The sequence below is a fragment of the Aporhodopirellula rubra genome, from assembly GCF_014192335.1.
GTDB lineage: Bacteria > Planctomycetota > Planctomycetia > Pirellulales > Pirellulaceae > Rhodopirellula > Rhodopirellula rubra.
This window is the reverse complement of sequence record NZ_JACHXU010000001.1, coordinates 671,635-688,126: the sequence shown is the minus strand read 5'-3', so window position 1 is coordinate 688,126 and position 16,492 is coordinate 671,635. Positions and strand designations below refer to the sequence as shown.

Sequence of the window (16,492 nt, the reverse complement as noted above, 5' to 3'; positions counted from 1 at the left end):
TCCAGACCATGCACGCCGGGATCGTTGCTCGCGATGACACCGCCGCCGTAGATGTCGTAGTAGACAGGCGCGTTGTCAGCATTAACGTCTTCGGCAAACGTCACCGTATTGAACACGGGGAACTCAGGGGCGTCGTTGACCGCGCGGGTCGTCAGTGAAACGGTCGCCGGACCACTTCGCTGTGTGCCGTGCGTTGTGGTAGTCGTCGCCTCCCCAACCGATGCGGCACCGTGCACGGTGACTTCACCGAAGTCTTCGACGAAGTAAGTGAACTCATCCTGTAAATCAAACGGGGCTTGATCGTTGTAATCCGTATTCGGCACGTAAACGATTTCGGTGAGCTCGCCCGTTCCCGAAGCATTGGAGAACGTGAGCGTCAGTGTTCCGTTTGCCGTCGCCAATGTTTCAGTGACATCACCTGCGGTGTAGTCCAAGGTGGTGGCGTCGAAGCTCGGAGTGGCGTTGCCGGGCAAACCGATCCCGAAGACCCGCACCGAGGTCTCATGTTCGTTGAACAATCCTTCACCCGACAGCGTGTCGCCTCTCAGTGAAAAGAATGCTTCGAGAGCCGAGTCGGATTGACCATCCCGCAGTAACATGGCGGACGTGATCGTGAGAATCCCGTTTCCATCATCAGCAACGTCTGGGGCTGAATTGGCGACTCCCGTACCGGCTGCGAACTCTTCGTACTCACTCAGCTCAAAGTCACGGTCGATCGCCAGCGGAGCGTCATTGACGGGTTTGAGCAACACGGTGACGGTTGCCTGATGCGTTAGCGGAGCAGCAGTCGGTGTACCGTCCAACGCTTGATCGATACCTTGGTCCGTGATCGTATAAACAAACGTATCAATACCATAAGCGTGCGGAGACGTCGAAGGATCGTAAACCACGTCGCCATTGACATCGATCGATAGAGTCGCCCCCAAAGCGCTGGTGGCGTCGACAGCAGTGACGGTCAACCCCGCGTCGTTGGTGTTGTCCAGTTCGTCGTTGGCACCTGCACGTGATTCAACATCGTTGAGCAGCAGGTATGCCGACGGAATCGTTAGCGACACATCTTCGGTGGGAACCGGTGCGACTTCCGCCGGAGACAAACCGTTGAAGTATGCAAGCCAGCCGGCGTTGTTTTCACTGATCGTGTCATCCGAGGCCACAGGCGTGTCGTTCGTTGGCCGAACATTGATTAATGCCGTGACTTTGCGACTCAGTGGTGTGCCGCTCACTTCGACGTCATCACCTAGATCAGCAATATCGAGCGGATTGATGACCCTGCCGTTGTCCTGAATCGTGAACAGGAACGTGTCTTGGAACGGAGCGGTGCCGCCCAACACGTCGTTGTCCACGTTCAGGTCTTGATCGCCGGTGTAGGTGAGGGACTCCAGGAATCCTCCGGTGAAGACAACACTGATTTCACCACGTGGTGTGGAGTAGGTTCCTGATGCCGTGATCAGGGTTCCCGGAACGACTTCGATCGACGTGATTTCTATCTCGTCGACGTCTTCTTGAGCGGACTCATCCCATGGTGCCGATGCGGTCGCACTGGGATACATCGGATCGGCGTCGCCCTTAACATCCAGAACACCATCTTCGCCAACGAGCAGATCGTTCTTGGTGAACACTCGGGGTTCTTCTTCGATCGCATTGAGAACCTGTTGATCTCCCGCGATTGCCGGTTCATCGTTCACGGGCGTCACGTTGATCGTGACTGTCGCGATTCCAGAGACGCCGATTGGATACGCGGGAGCCGAATCGATCGAAGTCTGCTGCGACGCCAATCGGTACGTGAACGTGTCGTAACCGGCAAAGTCGGCCAGAGGCGAGTACGTGAAGTGCCCCGTCGCTTCATCGAATGTGAACGCAGCCGCGTTGCTAGGCCCATCGACAACAATCGCGGTGATCGGCGTGAAATTGTTAGGGTCGATGGTGTCGTTATCGGTCACGCTCGGCAGCGTGTCCGCCGCGGTATCAAAACTTCCATCTTCGGCAACCGAATACAACGCGGTCGTGTCGTTGTCATCGTTGGGAACCGGAAGTGCGACGGGAAGGATGTCGATTTGATAATCTTCGACCTCACCACCAACCGCTAAACCGGTTGGCGAAAGATTGCCTTCGGGCGAGATGCGGAATCGCGCCCACGTCGTTCCCGCCAGAGCCGTCTCCGGCGTGAACACGGTCAGCGTGTTCGGTCCAGCGACGAGAGGCTCGTTCGCGAAAATCTGTTCGTTCGCGTCGAAGACTTTGTTGTTATTGAAGTCAATCCACGCATCCAACAATCCCGCGGCACTCGCAGTAACAACGACCTGGGATCCGGTGGGATCAAACGGGTTGAGGAAGCCGAGCACGTCGGCGTTGTCCGTCGTCGGCGAGGTGCTTCCCGGTTGCATGAATACTCGACGGTCGGTGGTTCCGTCGTTGTAGATTCCAACGCCAACACCGTCCTCGTCTGCCAAATCGGATGCTTCATCCGTCCCACCCGGCACAGGCGCATCGGCTTCGCCATCAACGGTCGCCCCCAAGTAGAGCGTTCCATCATCGATCACAGCGTGTCGTGCACCATCATTGATCAACCGCGTGCCGTATGTATCAGGCAAACCAACGTCTGACGCATCGCCAAAATCAATCGGCGTGTCAGAAAGAATAATTGTGAATACAGTGGAACCATTGGTGCGATTAGACCGCAACGGGTTGCCCGCCAAATCTTCGATTTGGGCGTTGTCCAATGTGATCTCGTAGACACTTTCGAGTGTCCACAGCGTCGACCGCGGCGTCAAACGCAATTCACCTGTCGAAGAGTTGAACGCCAGCAAGAAGTCTTGTTCCGCAGTCAACACTTCATTGTTACGTCGAATCGTCACCGTGGATTCGTTAACGGTAGCCGGGTTCACACCGGTGCCTTCGAACGGCGAGTCAGGGTTTTCGCCATCGGAAAGAAGGATCGAGAACGCACCCACGATCGTTTCGTCCCAATGAACGAACGTGTTAGTCGGATCGAGATCCACTCCATCGATGTCGTTATCGACCGGGTCGAGCAGCACCGCGTAAGGCTGCGTCGAATCGGAGAAGTCAAGAGCACCGATGTCAATGTCAGTATTCGGACCGGCACCATCACCACCGACGCCGCCACTAACTCGCAACTGCCCAAACGCGTCGAGCGTCGGTGCAAAGAACGGCGAGTCAGGGATACCAAGAATGTCCTTGAAGGCCGCGTACGAACCACGATCGTTGAGCACATCTTGTGAGTTATTGATCGTGCCGGCGCCGACGGCGGGATAGTAGTTGCCATTATCCGCATCGACAAACAACGGGTTGTTGTCCGTGCGCGCGTCCGAACCTAACGGAGTGCCCGCGTTTTGGAAGAAGTTGTTGTCGATCACTGCACCGACGCCGTTGCTCACGATGCCTGTCGCGAGTTCCGCGAACACGTTGTTGAGCAACGTTGGGCTAGCGTTGTTGTTGATATTCACGCCAACGCCACCGCCATCCCCAACAAAGGTGTTATTGATGATCCGTCCGATCGGCACCGGTCGCTGCGGATCGGTGTTGGCTTCCCCGGAATAGTTAACCCCACTGCTGCCGACGATAATATTGTTCTGAATCACAATACCAGGCACCAATTGTGCACTGTCGATATCGGCAAAGTTCTGCGTTGAACCTGGATAGGAAACTCCCACACCAGCGTCAGCGGCATCCGGGTTGTCTGCCGGATCGGCATCGCCTTCCACCTCGCCTGGTTCGACGTTGATTCCGAGTACACGGGAGTCGGACAGGATGTTGCTCTCGAGGATCAAAATCCCTTGAGCACGCTCGCGGTTTCGGTCCGCGTCGAGCCCGGTTCCCAGGAGGGAATCGAGGAGATGCCGTGAGTTGGTTTCGTAGTGTGCGAAGATGACGATCGAATCGTCCGAGGCCAATGCGTATTCACCAGCACGCCGGATTTCGAGTTGATAACGTCCGGAAAGTTGATTCGTTAGGGAATCATCATCCCGGTTCACGTCAGCGCGATCGCTGTCACTGGGATCACCTGGAAGTTGATCTGAGAGGTTTGATAGATCAACGAACGCGTTGGTGGCCGTAGCGGGTGCCCCGGTCACCATTTCGCCACGCTCAGCAAATCCGACAACAAAGTCGTCTAGGTACAAACCTTCGAAGTTATTGTTCAGTACACCGACGGAATTCTCACTATCGTCGTCATTAATATCTCCGAATTCATCACCAATCAAGTTACCTTGAATCGACGAACCGCTCGTGCTGAATTCGAACCGCAGTTGCACGTCTGCCTCACCGGCAAATGTGGACAAGTCAACACGGGCCTGTCTCCATAGTGGCGATCCATCGGTGTCATCGATCAATTCCTGCCGTATTTGTTTCTCAGCTGGTTGGGGATCAGAACTGTTTACCCCCGCGTCCGATAGATGCGACAGGAAGGTTGGCAACTCAGCTTGACTGTTCGCGTCCGAAGCATCTGGACCGCTAAGAGCAGAATTATTTGTTGCCAGCAATTCCCAGGTCACTCCTCCGTCACGAGAGGCATATACGCGTGCACTATCGCGGAAGTAGCGTTCCGCATTGGTGTCACTGACCTGCTTGCCATCATCGCCTTCGGTTTCAAGCAAATAGTTGAAATAGAGCGTTGGCCGATCATCAGCAACGGCCCCATCGAGCGAAAAAGCGTTCGTCGTCAGCCCGCCCTTCGCACCACCGGCAAAGTCATACGTATCTCGCAAGTTCGCATTACTGCTGAGATCTTGGTGTTGTAGCTCACTCAATCCGTACTGTGCGTTTACATTTACATCAATCGGGCTGATGTAACTCAACGTCGTACTTTGCGGGTTAAATTGCCATTGTTCCAAGCCGAAGTAGAAACTGGCACCGCCAGCTCCTTCGTTTGTAACTCGGGTTCTGGGAATTGGATCACCAAGATCGTCGAATAGCAGTGGTAAAGTTCCATCCGGGATTTCGACTGCAAAGTTGCCCGAATCGCGACTGCCATCGGAGGCTTCATTGATCCCGTGCCCCAAATCATTGCCACGCTGCATCGTAGGGTGCCAAAGGTTGAAATCCAAAGGCGAGAACGCCAATCCTATCGGCGCCCCATCCATGCCGGTGACACTTGTCATGACATCATCTGCTAAACCATCGGCGACGGTCCCCGAAACAACCGCATCGGCAACTGTACCATCTAGCATTCCAGCGTTGTCCACAACGAGCGGCGTCACATCGAGACCGGCAAAGCTGCCCGCAAAATGAACCACAACTCCGCCATTCTGCAAATCGCCGCTGACACGAATATCTCCCGTTTGGATATTGGCCAAAGCCAGCAAAGCATCCTGCACACTCTGGGCGCCGGTTACATCGGTGGTCACGGACGCAGTTCCGACGGGAGTCAAACCGCTATCATCGAGCACAAGTTCTGCGACATCGGTTTCGGCAAGTGATCCGGCGAACTCGATCGTGACACCACCGGCCAGAGTTAGATTGCTGGGATCGGTGAACGTGACCTGGACATCGCCTCCGCTGAGGTTCGGCAACGCCGCCAAGGCGGCGAAGATTTCATTATCGTCTGCATCAAAATCGATCGGCCCAGTGGTCTCGAGAGTGGCCCCGTCGTCATAAGTCAGGGTAAAAGTTCCGCTCGTTGCGTTGGAAACGACTGTCTGTTTTTCGTTGACACTTTCAACAGCAGGTGCATTCGCCGAAATGGGAGCAGTGGTCTCCGCTGTCACACCATTGTCGAACGTGAGTGTGAACGTACCATTGGCGGCAGGAGTCCCGGGGGTCACCGTGATCGTTTGAGAGGCATCGCCCGAATTGAACGCTCTCACCGCATTACCATCGGTATCAAAAGCGTACAGTTCGCCATTGGTGGTGGTCGCAAACAACACGTTTCGGTAGTTCCCCCCGTCAACGTTTTGCGGACCGAGTGCCAAACCAGAGAAACTCGCTCCTTCAGTTATCGACAAAACGGTGGCAACACCACTGTTGCGATTAATCTCCAAAAATTCTCCCGCGCTGGTTACGCCGTAAAGTTGACCATTGCCATTGAACTGCGCCATAGAGAGACCGGTGACCACACCCTGCAGAACTTCATCTGCATTTCCAACGCCTCCGCCGACCGAAAAATTATCGGTACCTTCAATTGCAACCGTCGCGCCAGATCCATTGTTATCATTTCCGTCGTCATAGATCATCGCAACCATTCGTGGACTTGCTGAGCCAGAACTATTGATCGCGTTGACAATTTGCTGTGCCGTTGAGGTCACTGCTAGCGGATCGCCTGCACGTGCCAAGCGGATATTGAGTGTGTTCGTTCCGTTGTTGAATGTAGCCTGGATAGGCTGACCGTCGCCGCCATTAGTGAAGGTCACATCAAAGTTGCCCGCCTCACCAGGAATAGTCGAACGAAGATAAATCCTCGTCGTGACGGAGTTGTCACCTCCACTAGCAACCTCAAAGAATGCTTCTGCGTTGGTAACGCTAGCAGTTTGAATGTTGCCCACGAGACCATATTGCGGGGTCCCGTCGGCCTGCGCAGGCGCCGGCAGCGCGTTGCCGTTTGCGTCGCCTCGATAAAGTCGCGAACCGGACAAACCACCGCTGCCAATGCCTTCGCTAACGACATAGTATGTTTCGTAGATTGGCACCGGAACGGTGTTATCGCCCGTTACAGCACGACGCCGGAAGGTAACGGCATTCGCATCATCCGAATTGGTGACTTGACGGGCTCGTTGAAGTCGATTCTGAGTGCCAACGTTGCGGTCTACCGGATCCGGAATCACAGCAACATTGCTGAATCCCTCGACCCCTGGAATATTGTCGTCTTGGCTAGTACCTAGAACAACTGCACCAGTGGCGGGGTTCAATTCAGAGAGTCTACCGACAGTGTCAGCACCATCTGCAATCTCGTGGTAGCCATAGAGTTTCCCGTCACCACGAATAACGATGTCTTGAACATCGTCACCTCCACTGGTCAAGTTTGCATTGTCTGGAGTGAGATCGGTGACAATATCGCCGCCGTTTGAAGGGTCGACGATATAAAAATTGTCCCCATTTTCCCCGTCCTGATCGGTTGCAACAAATAATGGCACGTCTTGAAAGCGGAATGCAGTAATATGTTCATCCAATGCCGCTTTGGTGCTGAGATCCAGTAGCGGTCCAGTCAACGGATCGATCTTGTTCGTTAAGTCACCAGCTCCGGAGGTGTAGCCGGTGAAACCGATGTGGTCTTCAACGATTCGTGTGACTGAGTTGATGGGTTCCAATCGAGTTCGAATGCCTGCATCGCCCGTTCCATCTTGTCCTTCGATCGAGAACTGCGACGCGACAACTGACGGTGTGTATTGGTTGCTCATCACGGCGACGTAATAACTGCCGCCGGGCGTCAGATGCACAGGACCGATCGATGGATCATCCGTGCCGAGTGATCCACGACTGAGATCGTCCAAGCTTTGCCCGTCGCCGCCGACCTCGGGTTGATCGTCTTCAATATTCGATTCCCGACCGATGAAGATCAATTCATTGTTCGCATTGAATACAGCAATGGAGGTATCCCCTCGCCTCTCGTCGGCGTAATCAAGATCAAACACGACTCCGACGGTCCCCACGGCTGTGGTGACACCTGGAATCACTTGAGTTGACGGATGGCTGACCTCAAAACGATAGACATCCACGTCCGTTTCCGAACTCAGTGATCCCGCGATTGATAATGTCGCCGTATCACTTGCAAGTAAGTTTGCCAGTTCTTGCGATCCACCGGGGGTGACATTTCCCCCGGCATCGCCCTGCTCAGCAGCCTCGCCAATCAGTGGGCTGCGGCGTGGCAGTCCGCGAACGTCGAATGCGGTCGATGCATACCGAATATCGGCGTAACGAACCGTTGAACCGGGAAATTCATCGACTTGTTGCAGCCTAATCTGCAATTGATACTCGCCCTTCGTGACCTGAGCGCCAGCCGATTTCACACGGACAAAGTATTGCCCCGAAGCATTTAAAATGGCAGCGATCCCTGGATCGTTGTTCGTCAGCGAATAGAAGTCTCCTCCCAATAGCGGCTCTTGCGTGAGCGATCCAGCACCGCCGGTTGCGATCGGATTATCAAGCGTCGCGACGACCTGCCCGGCAGCCGTCCCATTGTCGAGAACCAACTCCATGACTAGATCAAGTGACGGATCGGTTCGATCGATGTCAATCCAAACCTGAGTCCCAGCGGTCGCCTGAAAACTGTAGGCGTCCACGTCCTTCGCGTTGTTCGGACTGATGTAACCGTGAACTTCAAATCCGAGTCGCCGGTTCTCATCACCGCTCTTCAAGTCAGGAGCAAGAACGCCGAGTGGCTGAGCCTTGGTAATCGGATTTGAGTTAGTTTCCACCGTTCCGCTCAGTGGTGACTCAGCTTCGAGGATGATCGCAACATTGCGGTCATTGCTCCATTCATCAAACAAGAATCCTCGCCACTCATCGCCGCCGCTGACACCACTGGTGTTGTTGTCGGTATCTAGGTTCACACGTCCTTCGGGTGTGAACCCGGCGCCAACCGTATCGTCTGCAAGGTGCGTGATCACCACGGGATATCCAGGCAATCCAATGACCTGAACGGTCCCACCAATGCGATCGACGATATCCAACGGCGCTCCCGTCGCGGTGAAACCCGAGTCGCTTCCGTCAACCTTCACAACGAGGCTTTCGGAAACACTACTCTGCAACCGAAGACCGCTATAGGTGTGGTGATTCTCGACAATCACTTCACCGCTGAGCACGTGAACAATGTCAGAATCATCCCAGATACTCTCCGTGGTCAGTTCTTGGCCACGAACCTTCATACCGTTGATGGTATTGTTGTCGGTCTCGTTGAGCCGTACTAATGGCCCGCGGTTGTCATCAAATTGCGAGTATCGATCGGCAGCACCAATACTCCGCCCCCGGTCGACTTGAGATTCAAACTGCAGAGCGTTGGCATTGATATTGATTGCTGGCCCGACGTTGTTAACGATTTCGTTGCCAATCAAGATTGGTTGTGCGCCACGCACATAGATCGCAGCAGCTTCGTTGCGTCCACGACCGAAACGGTCGGTTGTTGCGTTCCCGCTCGCGTTGTCTGTTATCAAACTATTGGCGACACGAACGTCAGCTTGATGAATTTCGATGGCGTTGAACGAATCCGATCCACCCCCGGACGATGCACTCGTTGGGACGACACCGCCTCCGTACGCGATCACCGCATGATCGATACTGCCCGTGGAGGCTTCACTGAAGAAGAGACCGCCCCAGTCACCGGCAGTCGCAACACCAACACCGGTGTTCGTATCGAATACGCCGCTGCCGCCATAGCGAGAATCATCTAAGGAAGTGAAAATAATTGGACTGTTCTGAGTACCTTCGGCGATCAAAGTCGCCGCGCCTCGTGCGGCTTCGATACGTGCTTCACTGAGTTTGATCACGGTACCAGGATCGATCACCAACCGTCCCGAGGGTCGTGCTTCAAGCGTACCGCCGACGAGCGTTGGGCCGCCTGGGTTGCCCTCGATGATCAACGACTCGGTAAGAATGTGCGCAATGTCGGTATCGTCAAAGCGTCCCGACACGGTCATCGTCTGTACCGATCCGCCCAGCGCGGTAGGAATCCCGACAAACAAACCGTTATTGGTATTTCCTCGGAGATAGTTGCCGACGATGTCCGGACCGATCCGTCCGCCGGCGTCATCAAAACTGTCCGGCGTCGCCGCCACTGCCGCTCTTGCCGCATCGGTGATGGTGTTGAAACTCACGGTCGGTCGAGCATCAACGATATCGATAGGCGAGTAAACCTGCGTGTCAGACGGATTCCCCTTGCCACCACCATGCCGAATGTCGAGATGATTGACGGTATTAAGAAAAACGCCAGAGTCTTCCAGGTCCGAATCGTCTCGCATGACGATTCCGCCGTAATCACCGGCTCTGGCACCTGGTCCAATACCGTCGGAGTTTCCGCCGACGGTGTCATCGTGGAACGAACGCAGATACACGGGTAACTCAGGAGTCCCGAGCACCTGAATCGCTCCACCACTGCGGTCGGCTCCAATCGACGAGGTACCGACATCAATGTTCGCTGCACGCATCTTCAAGAGTGCACCGGCCTCGATTCTCACCGTCGTATCTTGGGGAACATTCAGGGACGTGCCGTCAGCGAGCGGAGTTCCATCGGGTCTGAAACCGATCAAGTATGGTGTCGTCGCGGACAGCGAAGCGGGCATGCTGTCATCGAGGCTGCCGACAACACGAACCACCGACCGGCCTACCGCAGCCTGCGCCGCCAAGAGTGCCGACGCGATCGTCGCATGCGAAGCGACCGTTGCACCGCCGACGTCCACGTTGGCACCGAGTTTGTCGACGTAGAAAGTGTTCGCGGCATCCGCGTTGTCGAACCAGAAAGAATGCACACCACCGGGAGTACCATCGCCGTCACCATCGATCGCAGTTCCGTCTACGTCGGTGAGTTGCTCACCAGCGACAGGAGTCGCGTTGAACGATAAATGAACCTCATATTCCCCATCCGTCGTGCCGCCGAACCCGGAATCCGCAATCGCCGGATCGTACTGGTCGTTGCCGGTACTGCTAACACCGAAGAAGTACTCGCCGGCTTCAAGCTCAATTTCAATGAACGAGTCGCTTCCGTAATAACGATCGTTCTGCGCAATTGCCTCAGAGGTGCCGTCTGCGTTCTTGCGGAACAACCGGAGCACCGTGTTGAGCAGGCTCGGATCTTTCCCGTGCTCCGCCTGTGTCAGCCGTTCGGCGATTGTTTCAATCTGCACCGTTCCCGGGCTCGTGAGATTGAAACGATACAAATCGATGTCATTGGCATTTGCTGGAGAAATTCGCTGGAGATGGAACAGGTCAGCATCGCCAGGGCTGGTGACCGATCCTCCCGAATCACCCTGAACCCCTTGCCCCTGAACCGAATGCAGTTCATACGAGTGCCCTAGGCCGAGAGCATGTCCGATCTCATGGAACATGACACCAGTAAAACCATCTCCAAACGTACGGTCACTACTGGTGTAGTCCTCTTTATCCAGAACCACCAACGTCGGTCCACCACGTCCCGCAACTCCACCCGGCGCCGAGGTGTCAGAGGTGGTCGATGCCTGCAAGTCACCTTTCCCGATCACCAACGTCGAGCCGTCAACAGTATCAGTCTCGATGAACTCGACTCCGACTTCCGCGGCATAGATCTCTAAGATGCCGCGGACGATTTCCTTTTCCGAAGGCGAGATAAAGTTCTGGTAAACGATCCCGGCATCGTTCGGACGGAAGTTTACCGGGAACGCATAGCGAACCACTTTGACATCAGCCGGCGTAACGGGACCAACACCTGCATTTGGCAAGGTGTAGTGATTCTCGAGCTGGATTTCACGGTGCCCAGGCTCGTCGGTACCGCCGGGACTCGCGGGCAACGCCACCGCACCTGCTGGAGAGATTTCCGAGCTGACCTTTACCGCCGTTCCGGAACCGATGCTCCCTAGGTTTCCGGAGTCACCAACGTTTGCAAGATCACCAAACCAAGTTCCGATTTCCGCCCCGAACGTCTGCTCTGTTGGTACCGCTGAGCCTGGAAGCGCCGACTGCAACCCGATGTCGAGTCGATAGGTCGCCGTCGAAAAAGCGGCGGCAAAGTTAAGCTGCACACGGTTCTCATCGGGAAAGTATTCCACCGTGTCTGGGTTCACCGCCGCGGTCGGCGCTCCGGCAGTATCGACCAAGCGATAAAACTCTCTGGTCTCAGCGACCGACTCGAGAATGTCTTGATCGTCGAAGTAGACATCGATTCGCTTGTCTTGAACTTCTAGATTCCCACCCACCCGTTGGATCGGTTGTGGGATGACTGCGATGACCTGCAATCCACGGTCGAGACGAAAGGTGGATAGCGAATCCTGTCCCCCGTTGAACGCGGTCCCGTCGGAATCCATGAGCGGATCGGCACCACTGCCGATGATCTCAATTCGATACAGGTCATCCGGAAATGCAACCGACGGATCCGTCGCGTTGTGCGCCGCGGTGCTCGCCGGACGGAGCATGATCCGGTTCAAATTTTCTGCGTCAGTTCCCCCAGGTTCGACAAATCCGACGTACCCGATCGATACCTGGACGTCATTGATGTCACCAAATGTCCCGTCGCCACCGGCCCGCACCAATCGAACGGTGTCTGACGAGATCGTGCTCTCGTCGATGCTCGCATCACCATTGAACAGTAGGCTGAATTCTCGTGGGGGCGAGTTCAGGACAGTGTCTTCGGCGAGCAGGGCTCCCGCGTCGGGACGGATCGCGAGGAGGTCGGCGGCGAGCAATTCCCGCTTTTCTAGAGTTTCGTGATTGAGTCGACGTTTGAATTTTGACTGGTTCGCGGCCGATCGCTTAGTTTTACGGGCGTCCGTGCGGGAAAAATCTGGGCGAAGAGTGCCTGAACGACGTGACATGATCAACTCAAAACTGGGGATAAGTGAACGCAACGTCACCGCCATTCCCGAAAATATTGAAAAACATCCGGAAATAACGGGTCAATTGATACGCGACTGGTGCGATACTCGGGGGGGCAGGTCGCCGTAAAAATGCCTATACAGCGTACAAACCCTCCAGACCTCATAAGAATAATTAGCGACAAAACTCTTCGTGCCCGGCATCTTGAGAAATTCCACTGAAAACTTCAGCGACCTCTTGATTTTGCGGGCCATTAATTCACACCAGAGAAACTGAGGGCTTTGGACAACCTTAACGGTACATTGGTTCCTTGCGAACGAGGAGAGCCTCGGCAAGTCTGTGTATTCCGAACCATCTGAATGCCCCCAAAAGCCCCCTCGATCGCACCCTCAAAAACCTCCTGCTCTTCCCCCCAGGACGCCCGATAGCCCTACTCAGTCCGGGGGAAGCCCATCGAAACGGCGGGCCGCTTTCTGTCGCGGGCGGAAATTCTCGGCGTCTCGCCACAAAAAGCAGTCTCACCGCAAAAAAATCCGAGCGAGCCGCCAGAAACCTCGCCGCGGGCCGTTCGCGAACGCGCCGCGCCCCCAATCCTGGGCGATGCCGCCTACAACGGGATCGGAGGGGCAATCGCCCGCAATTGGAAGCCACACCAACTCGATAAGTACGGAACTTACTTGCGGTTCTGGTGTTCCATTGCACAATGGGGAGTGTCTTGCAAACACGACCTTTGTTGTGTCTGCTGCCGCCCCTCCTGTTTCCTCCCTTCCCGACCCATCCCTCCCCCACAAGATTCTTCACGAACCATGTCTTGCCGCCAAATCAATCGCGTCTCCACCCGTTCCCGGATCGCACGCCCGACCAGCATCGCTCGCTCGAATCGTGATCGCCGGTCTGTTCGTCGTAGTGGTTTCACCCTGCTCGAGCTCTTGCTCGTGCTCGCGATTCTCGTCGTGATCGGCGGGATCGTCGGAACGAACATCCTCGGTGCCAAATCGGATGCGGATATCAACGCGACCCAGGCTCAGCTCAATTCGCTCAAGAGCAATATCGTTTACTACAAGCTGAAAACGAACTCGCTTCCCGAAGCCCTCGAGCAACTACGCGACGGCCCGAGCGACGCGGCTAAGAAAGCCCAATGGGTTGATTCGATCATCGAAAGCGTGCCTGTTGATGCCTGGGGCAACGAATTCGATTTCAGCACCAAGGGCAACCAATTTGAAATCCGCAGCGCCGGACTCGACGGCCAGATGAACACCGAAGACGACATCGTCGTCGAAGGCCGATAGGCGTCGCGTGACGAGTACTGCGATATGACGTTAGGACATCCGCGAGGTCGACGGCGACCAACTCCTGGGTTCACGCTGCTCGAATTGCTCCTGGCGATGTCCATCTTTGCGGCGGCCGCGGCGTTGGTGATTCCGATCGCGGCGGGAATGTTGGGCGACCGAGAACTGGTTCGCTCGGGCGACCAACTTCGAGGTGAGTTGACCCGATTGCGGGTTCACGCGATTCGCGAAGGGCGCGTGATGATGCTGCAATCCAATCCCGAATCGGGCGAACTGCACGTCGTACCGATGTTCACCGCCGGTGACTCGACCGAGAGCACCGATTCCACCGGAACGATGTCGTCGCTTCTCACGGGTGCCGATCAGGTGATGGGAACCGCGACACCAACGGGTGATCCGACCGCGGAAGGATGGACAATCGAGTTGCCCGAGGGCATCGTCGTTCGCAGTGTCGTGACCTCCCCACTCGGCGGAACATCCTCGATCGAAGCGGCCGATTTGAACGCCACCGCAGTCACCGCATCCGGTGGCAACACCACCTTAGGCAGCCTCCCCACGGTCTATTTTTACCCGACGGGGCAAACCAGCAACGCAATCATCACGCTCGGCAACGCGGGCGACGAAGCGCCCGAAGGTGTCGACATGACCGCCATCGCTGTTCGCGTGCAAGTCCGCGGTTTGACCGGCGACGTGACGCTGAGGCCGAACCCATGATTCGAATTCCCATGTCGATCCGGAGTCGCCCTGCACGCTCGGGTTTTTCGCTTCTCGAAATGCTGCTCGCGCTGGCACTGCTAGGCGGTGCGTTGGGCATTCTGTCGCAAGTCGCCATGACAGGCACCGACGCGGCCCGTGAAGCCGAACACTTGGCTCAGGCGAGACTGATCGCACAGAGCCGTTTGGCGGAGATTTTGGCGAACAGCCAAGTGCAGAGTCCCGCGGCGATCCCGCCCACGCCTACCGAACCGATGGACTCGCAATCGACGACGCCCTTCGAATACCAAGTCGACGTCGCACCAGCCCCCTTTGACGGCATGCTCGCGATTCGGGTCACGGTCCAAGCACTCGATGAAAGCGGCGGGCCACCGGTAGCGAGTTATTCACTCACACGATGGATGATCGACCCGATGCTCGGTCTCGCCGAATTGGAAGCCGAAGAGGAAGCCGCAAAAGAGGCGGAGGCGACCCAGTAGTGGGCTGACCCTCACACCACGCCTCGGACGAAATAGCGGCTTTAGGCAAGACGAACTCAGAAACGATGTCACCAAGAACGTTTATCCGTTTTTGGCCGCGACCGTCGCCAAACGACGGACCACGTTCTGGCGAACGTAGCGACCTTTCGAACCCAGCGTCATCAACCAACCCTGCGCCACCGACCAACCCTGCGCCATCAATCAACAACGCCGGCCCCCCCAGCAACATGCCCATTCATTCATCACGCCCGCGATCGACATCCGGCTTCACCCTTCTCGAGATGCTGCTCACGCTCGCTCTCTGCGTGGTGTTGATGACCTTGGTCAGCAGCGCGATGACGTTCTACGTTCGTGAAATGGCGAGCGCCGAAACGATGTACCGGCAATCCCAAGTTGCCTCGGCCGTTTTGCAGATGATCGAGGACGACCTGCGGATGACATTGACGACGCGTCCGGTCGACACCTCCCCATTATCCGACGTGCTCGCCTCCGCTTCGGCGCCGCTCTCCGCACTCGGAATCACCGGTGGAGAAGACTCGGGCGGGTTTGGCGACGAAGCATTGCCGGAAGATCCTGAATCGGCCGGCACCGATTTGTCGAGCGATCCGCTCATGGATGAAACCGCCGACGCTGAGTTGCTCGACTCCAGCCTCGGCGGAACGGTCTTGCAATCACCGGGCCTGATCGGAAACTCGCTGCAGCTACAGGTCGACGTCAGCCGCTTGCCACGACTCGAGCAATCGGTGATTGACCCGTCGCTCGCGGTGACGGGCGGAAAACTACTCGACCGCCCCAGCGACATCAAAACGATCAGTTATTTCGTTCAAGCCGAAGGCTCTGGAACGACCCTCGATGCGGTCGAAGAATTGGCGATCGCCAACGGGCTCCCCAGCGTGGGGACCAACGGTGGCGGACTCGTCCGCCGAGAACTCGACCGCACGATCAACACCTACGCGTCCACCACGGGCGGTCTCTCACGACTCGGATCCGTGGGCGAGCTGATCGCTCCGGAAGTCACCGCGATCGAATTCGAATACTTCGACGGCGTCAATTGGTTGACCTACTACAGCAGCGATGAGATGGGATACCTCCCTCCGGCGGTGCGTGTGACGCTGCAAATCGACGGCGATGCGGCCGATGACGAAACCGAGATTGAGACGTCAAGGACTTTCACCCACGTGATCTATCTCCCGATGAGCCACCCCGAAGACGCCGAGTCCGAAGAAGACGAATTCGCATCGGATTCCACTCTCTAACGTGTCGGCCGCCTCATCAATCCGGTCCGTCACGAAGCTGTCAGATGACGGAACGCCTCGTTTGATTCGCCGAACCCTCGACATAATGTCGCAGCCGTCCACGCGAGCAAAACGACGCGAGTCGAACAACGGGGCATCAGCATTCCCGCCACGCTTACCGGAAGAACCGCCACGGCCTGAATGTGACGAGCCGGGTGCCCAGGATACTATGGTGAAAGCGGACGCCTGGACTTCTCATCTCGACGGTCGCAGTCCATCATAGGGCGGCATCGACGGCGACGGGCTGTTTCCTCGCTGGGATCGCTCG

At 56.3% G+C, this 16,492-nt stretch carries 5 protein-coding genes; 4 read left to right on the top strand and 1 reads right to left on the bottom strand.

The annotated features are described in order from the left end of the window. The coding region (locus FHS27_RS02265; protein ID WP_184301094.1) for a GEVED domain-containing protein at positions 1-12,446 on the bottom strand (12,446 nt) is incomplete at its 3' end. An 807-nt stretch (positions 12,447-13,253) separates the two neighbouring features. On the opposite strand from FHS27_RS02265, the gene FHS27_RS02260 reads away from it, so the two are divergent. The 4 genes from FHS27_RS02260 to FHS27_RS02245 all read left to right on the top strand — a co-directional run bounded on the left by FHS27_RS02260 (position 13,254) and on the right by FHS27_RS02245 (position 16,185). Continuing rightward, a complete protein-coding gene (locus FHS27_RS02260; protein WP_009102078.1) occupies positions 13,254-13,736 on the top strand; it encodes a type II secretion system protein GspG in 483 nt (160 codons plus the stop codon). Positions 13,737-13,760: 24 nt separating this feature from the next. Continuing rightward, on the top strand, positions 13,761-14,450 hold the full coding sequence (locus tag FHS27_RS02255; RefSeq protein WP_184301091.1) for a pilus assembly FimT family protein: 690 nt from the start codon (positions 13,761-13,763) through the stop codon (positions 14,448-14,450). Then, on the top strand, positions 14,447-14,929 hold the full coding sequence (locus tag FHS27_RS02250) for a prepilin-type N-terminal cleavage/methylation domain-containing protein (RefSeq protein WP_184301088.1): 483 nt from the start codon (positions 14,447-14,449) through the stop codon (positions 14,927-14,929). The genes FHS27_RS02255 and FHS27_RS02250 overlap by 4 nt, the downstream gene beginning before the upstream one ends. Before the next feature lie 227 nt (positions 14,930-15,156). Beyond that, positions 15,157-16,185, top strand: a complete 1,029-nt coding sequence (locus FHS27_RS02245; RefSeq protein ID WP_184301085.1) for a prepilin-type N-terminal cleavage/methylation domain-containing protein — start codon at positions 15,157-15,159, stop codon at positions 16,183-16,185. The last annotated feature ends 307 nt before the right edge of the window (positions 16,186-16,492 follow it).

Excerpts from the sequence above, each read along its gene's own strand:
- FHS27_RS02260 (WP_009102078.1), top strand. The coding sequence starts at position 13,254 with ATGTCTTGCCGCCAAATCAATCGCGTCTCCACCCGTTCCCGGATCGCA.
- FHS27_RS02255 (WP_184301091.1), top strand. The coding sequence starts at position 13,761 with ATGACGTTAGGACATCCGCGAGGTCGACGGCGACCAACTCCTGGGTTC.
- FHS27_RS02250 (WP_184301088.1), top strand. The coding sequence starts at position 14,447 with ATGATTCGAATTCCCATGTCGATCCGGAGTCGCCCTGCACGCTCGGGT.
- FHS27_RS02245 (WP_184301085.1), top strand. The coding sequence starts at position 15,157 with ATGCCCATTCATTCATCACGCCCGCGATCGACATCCGGCTTCACCCTT.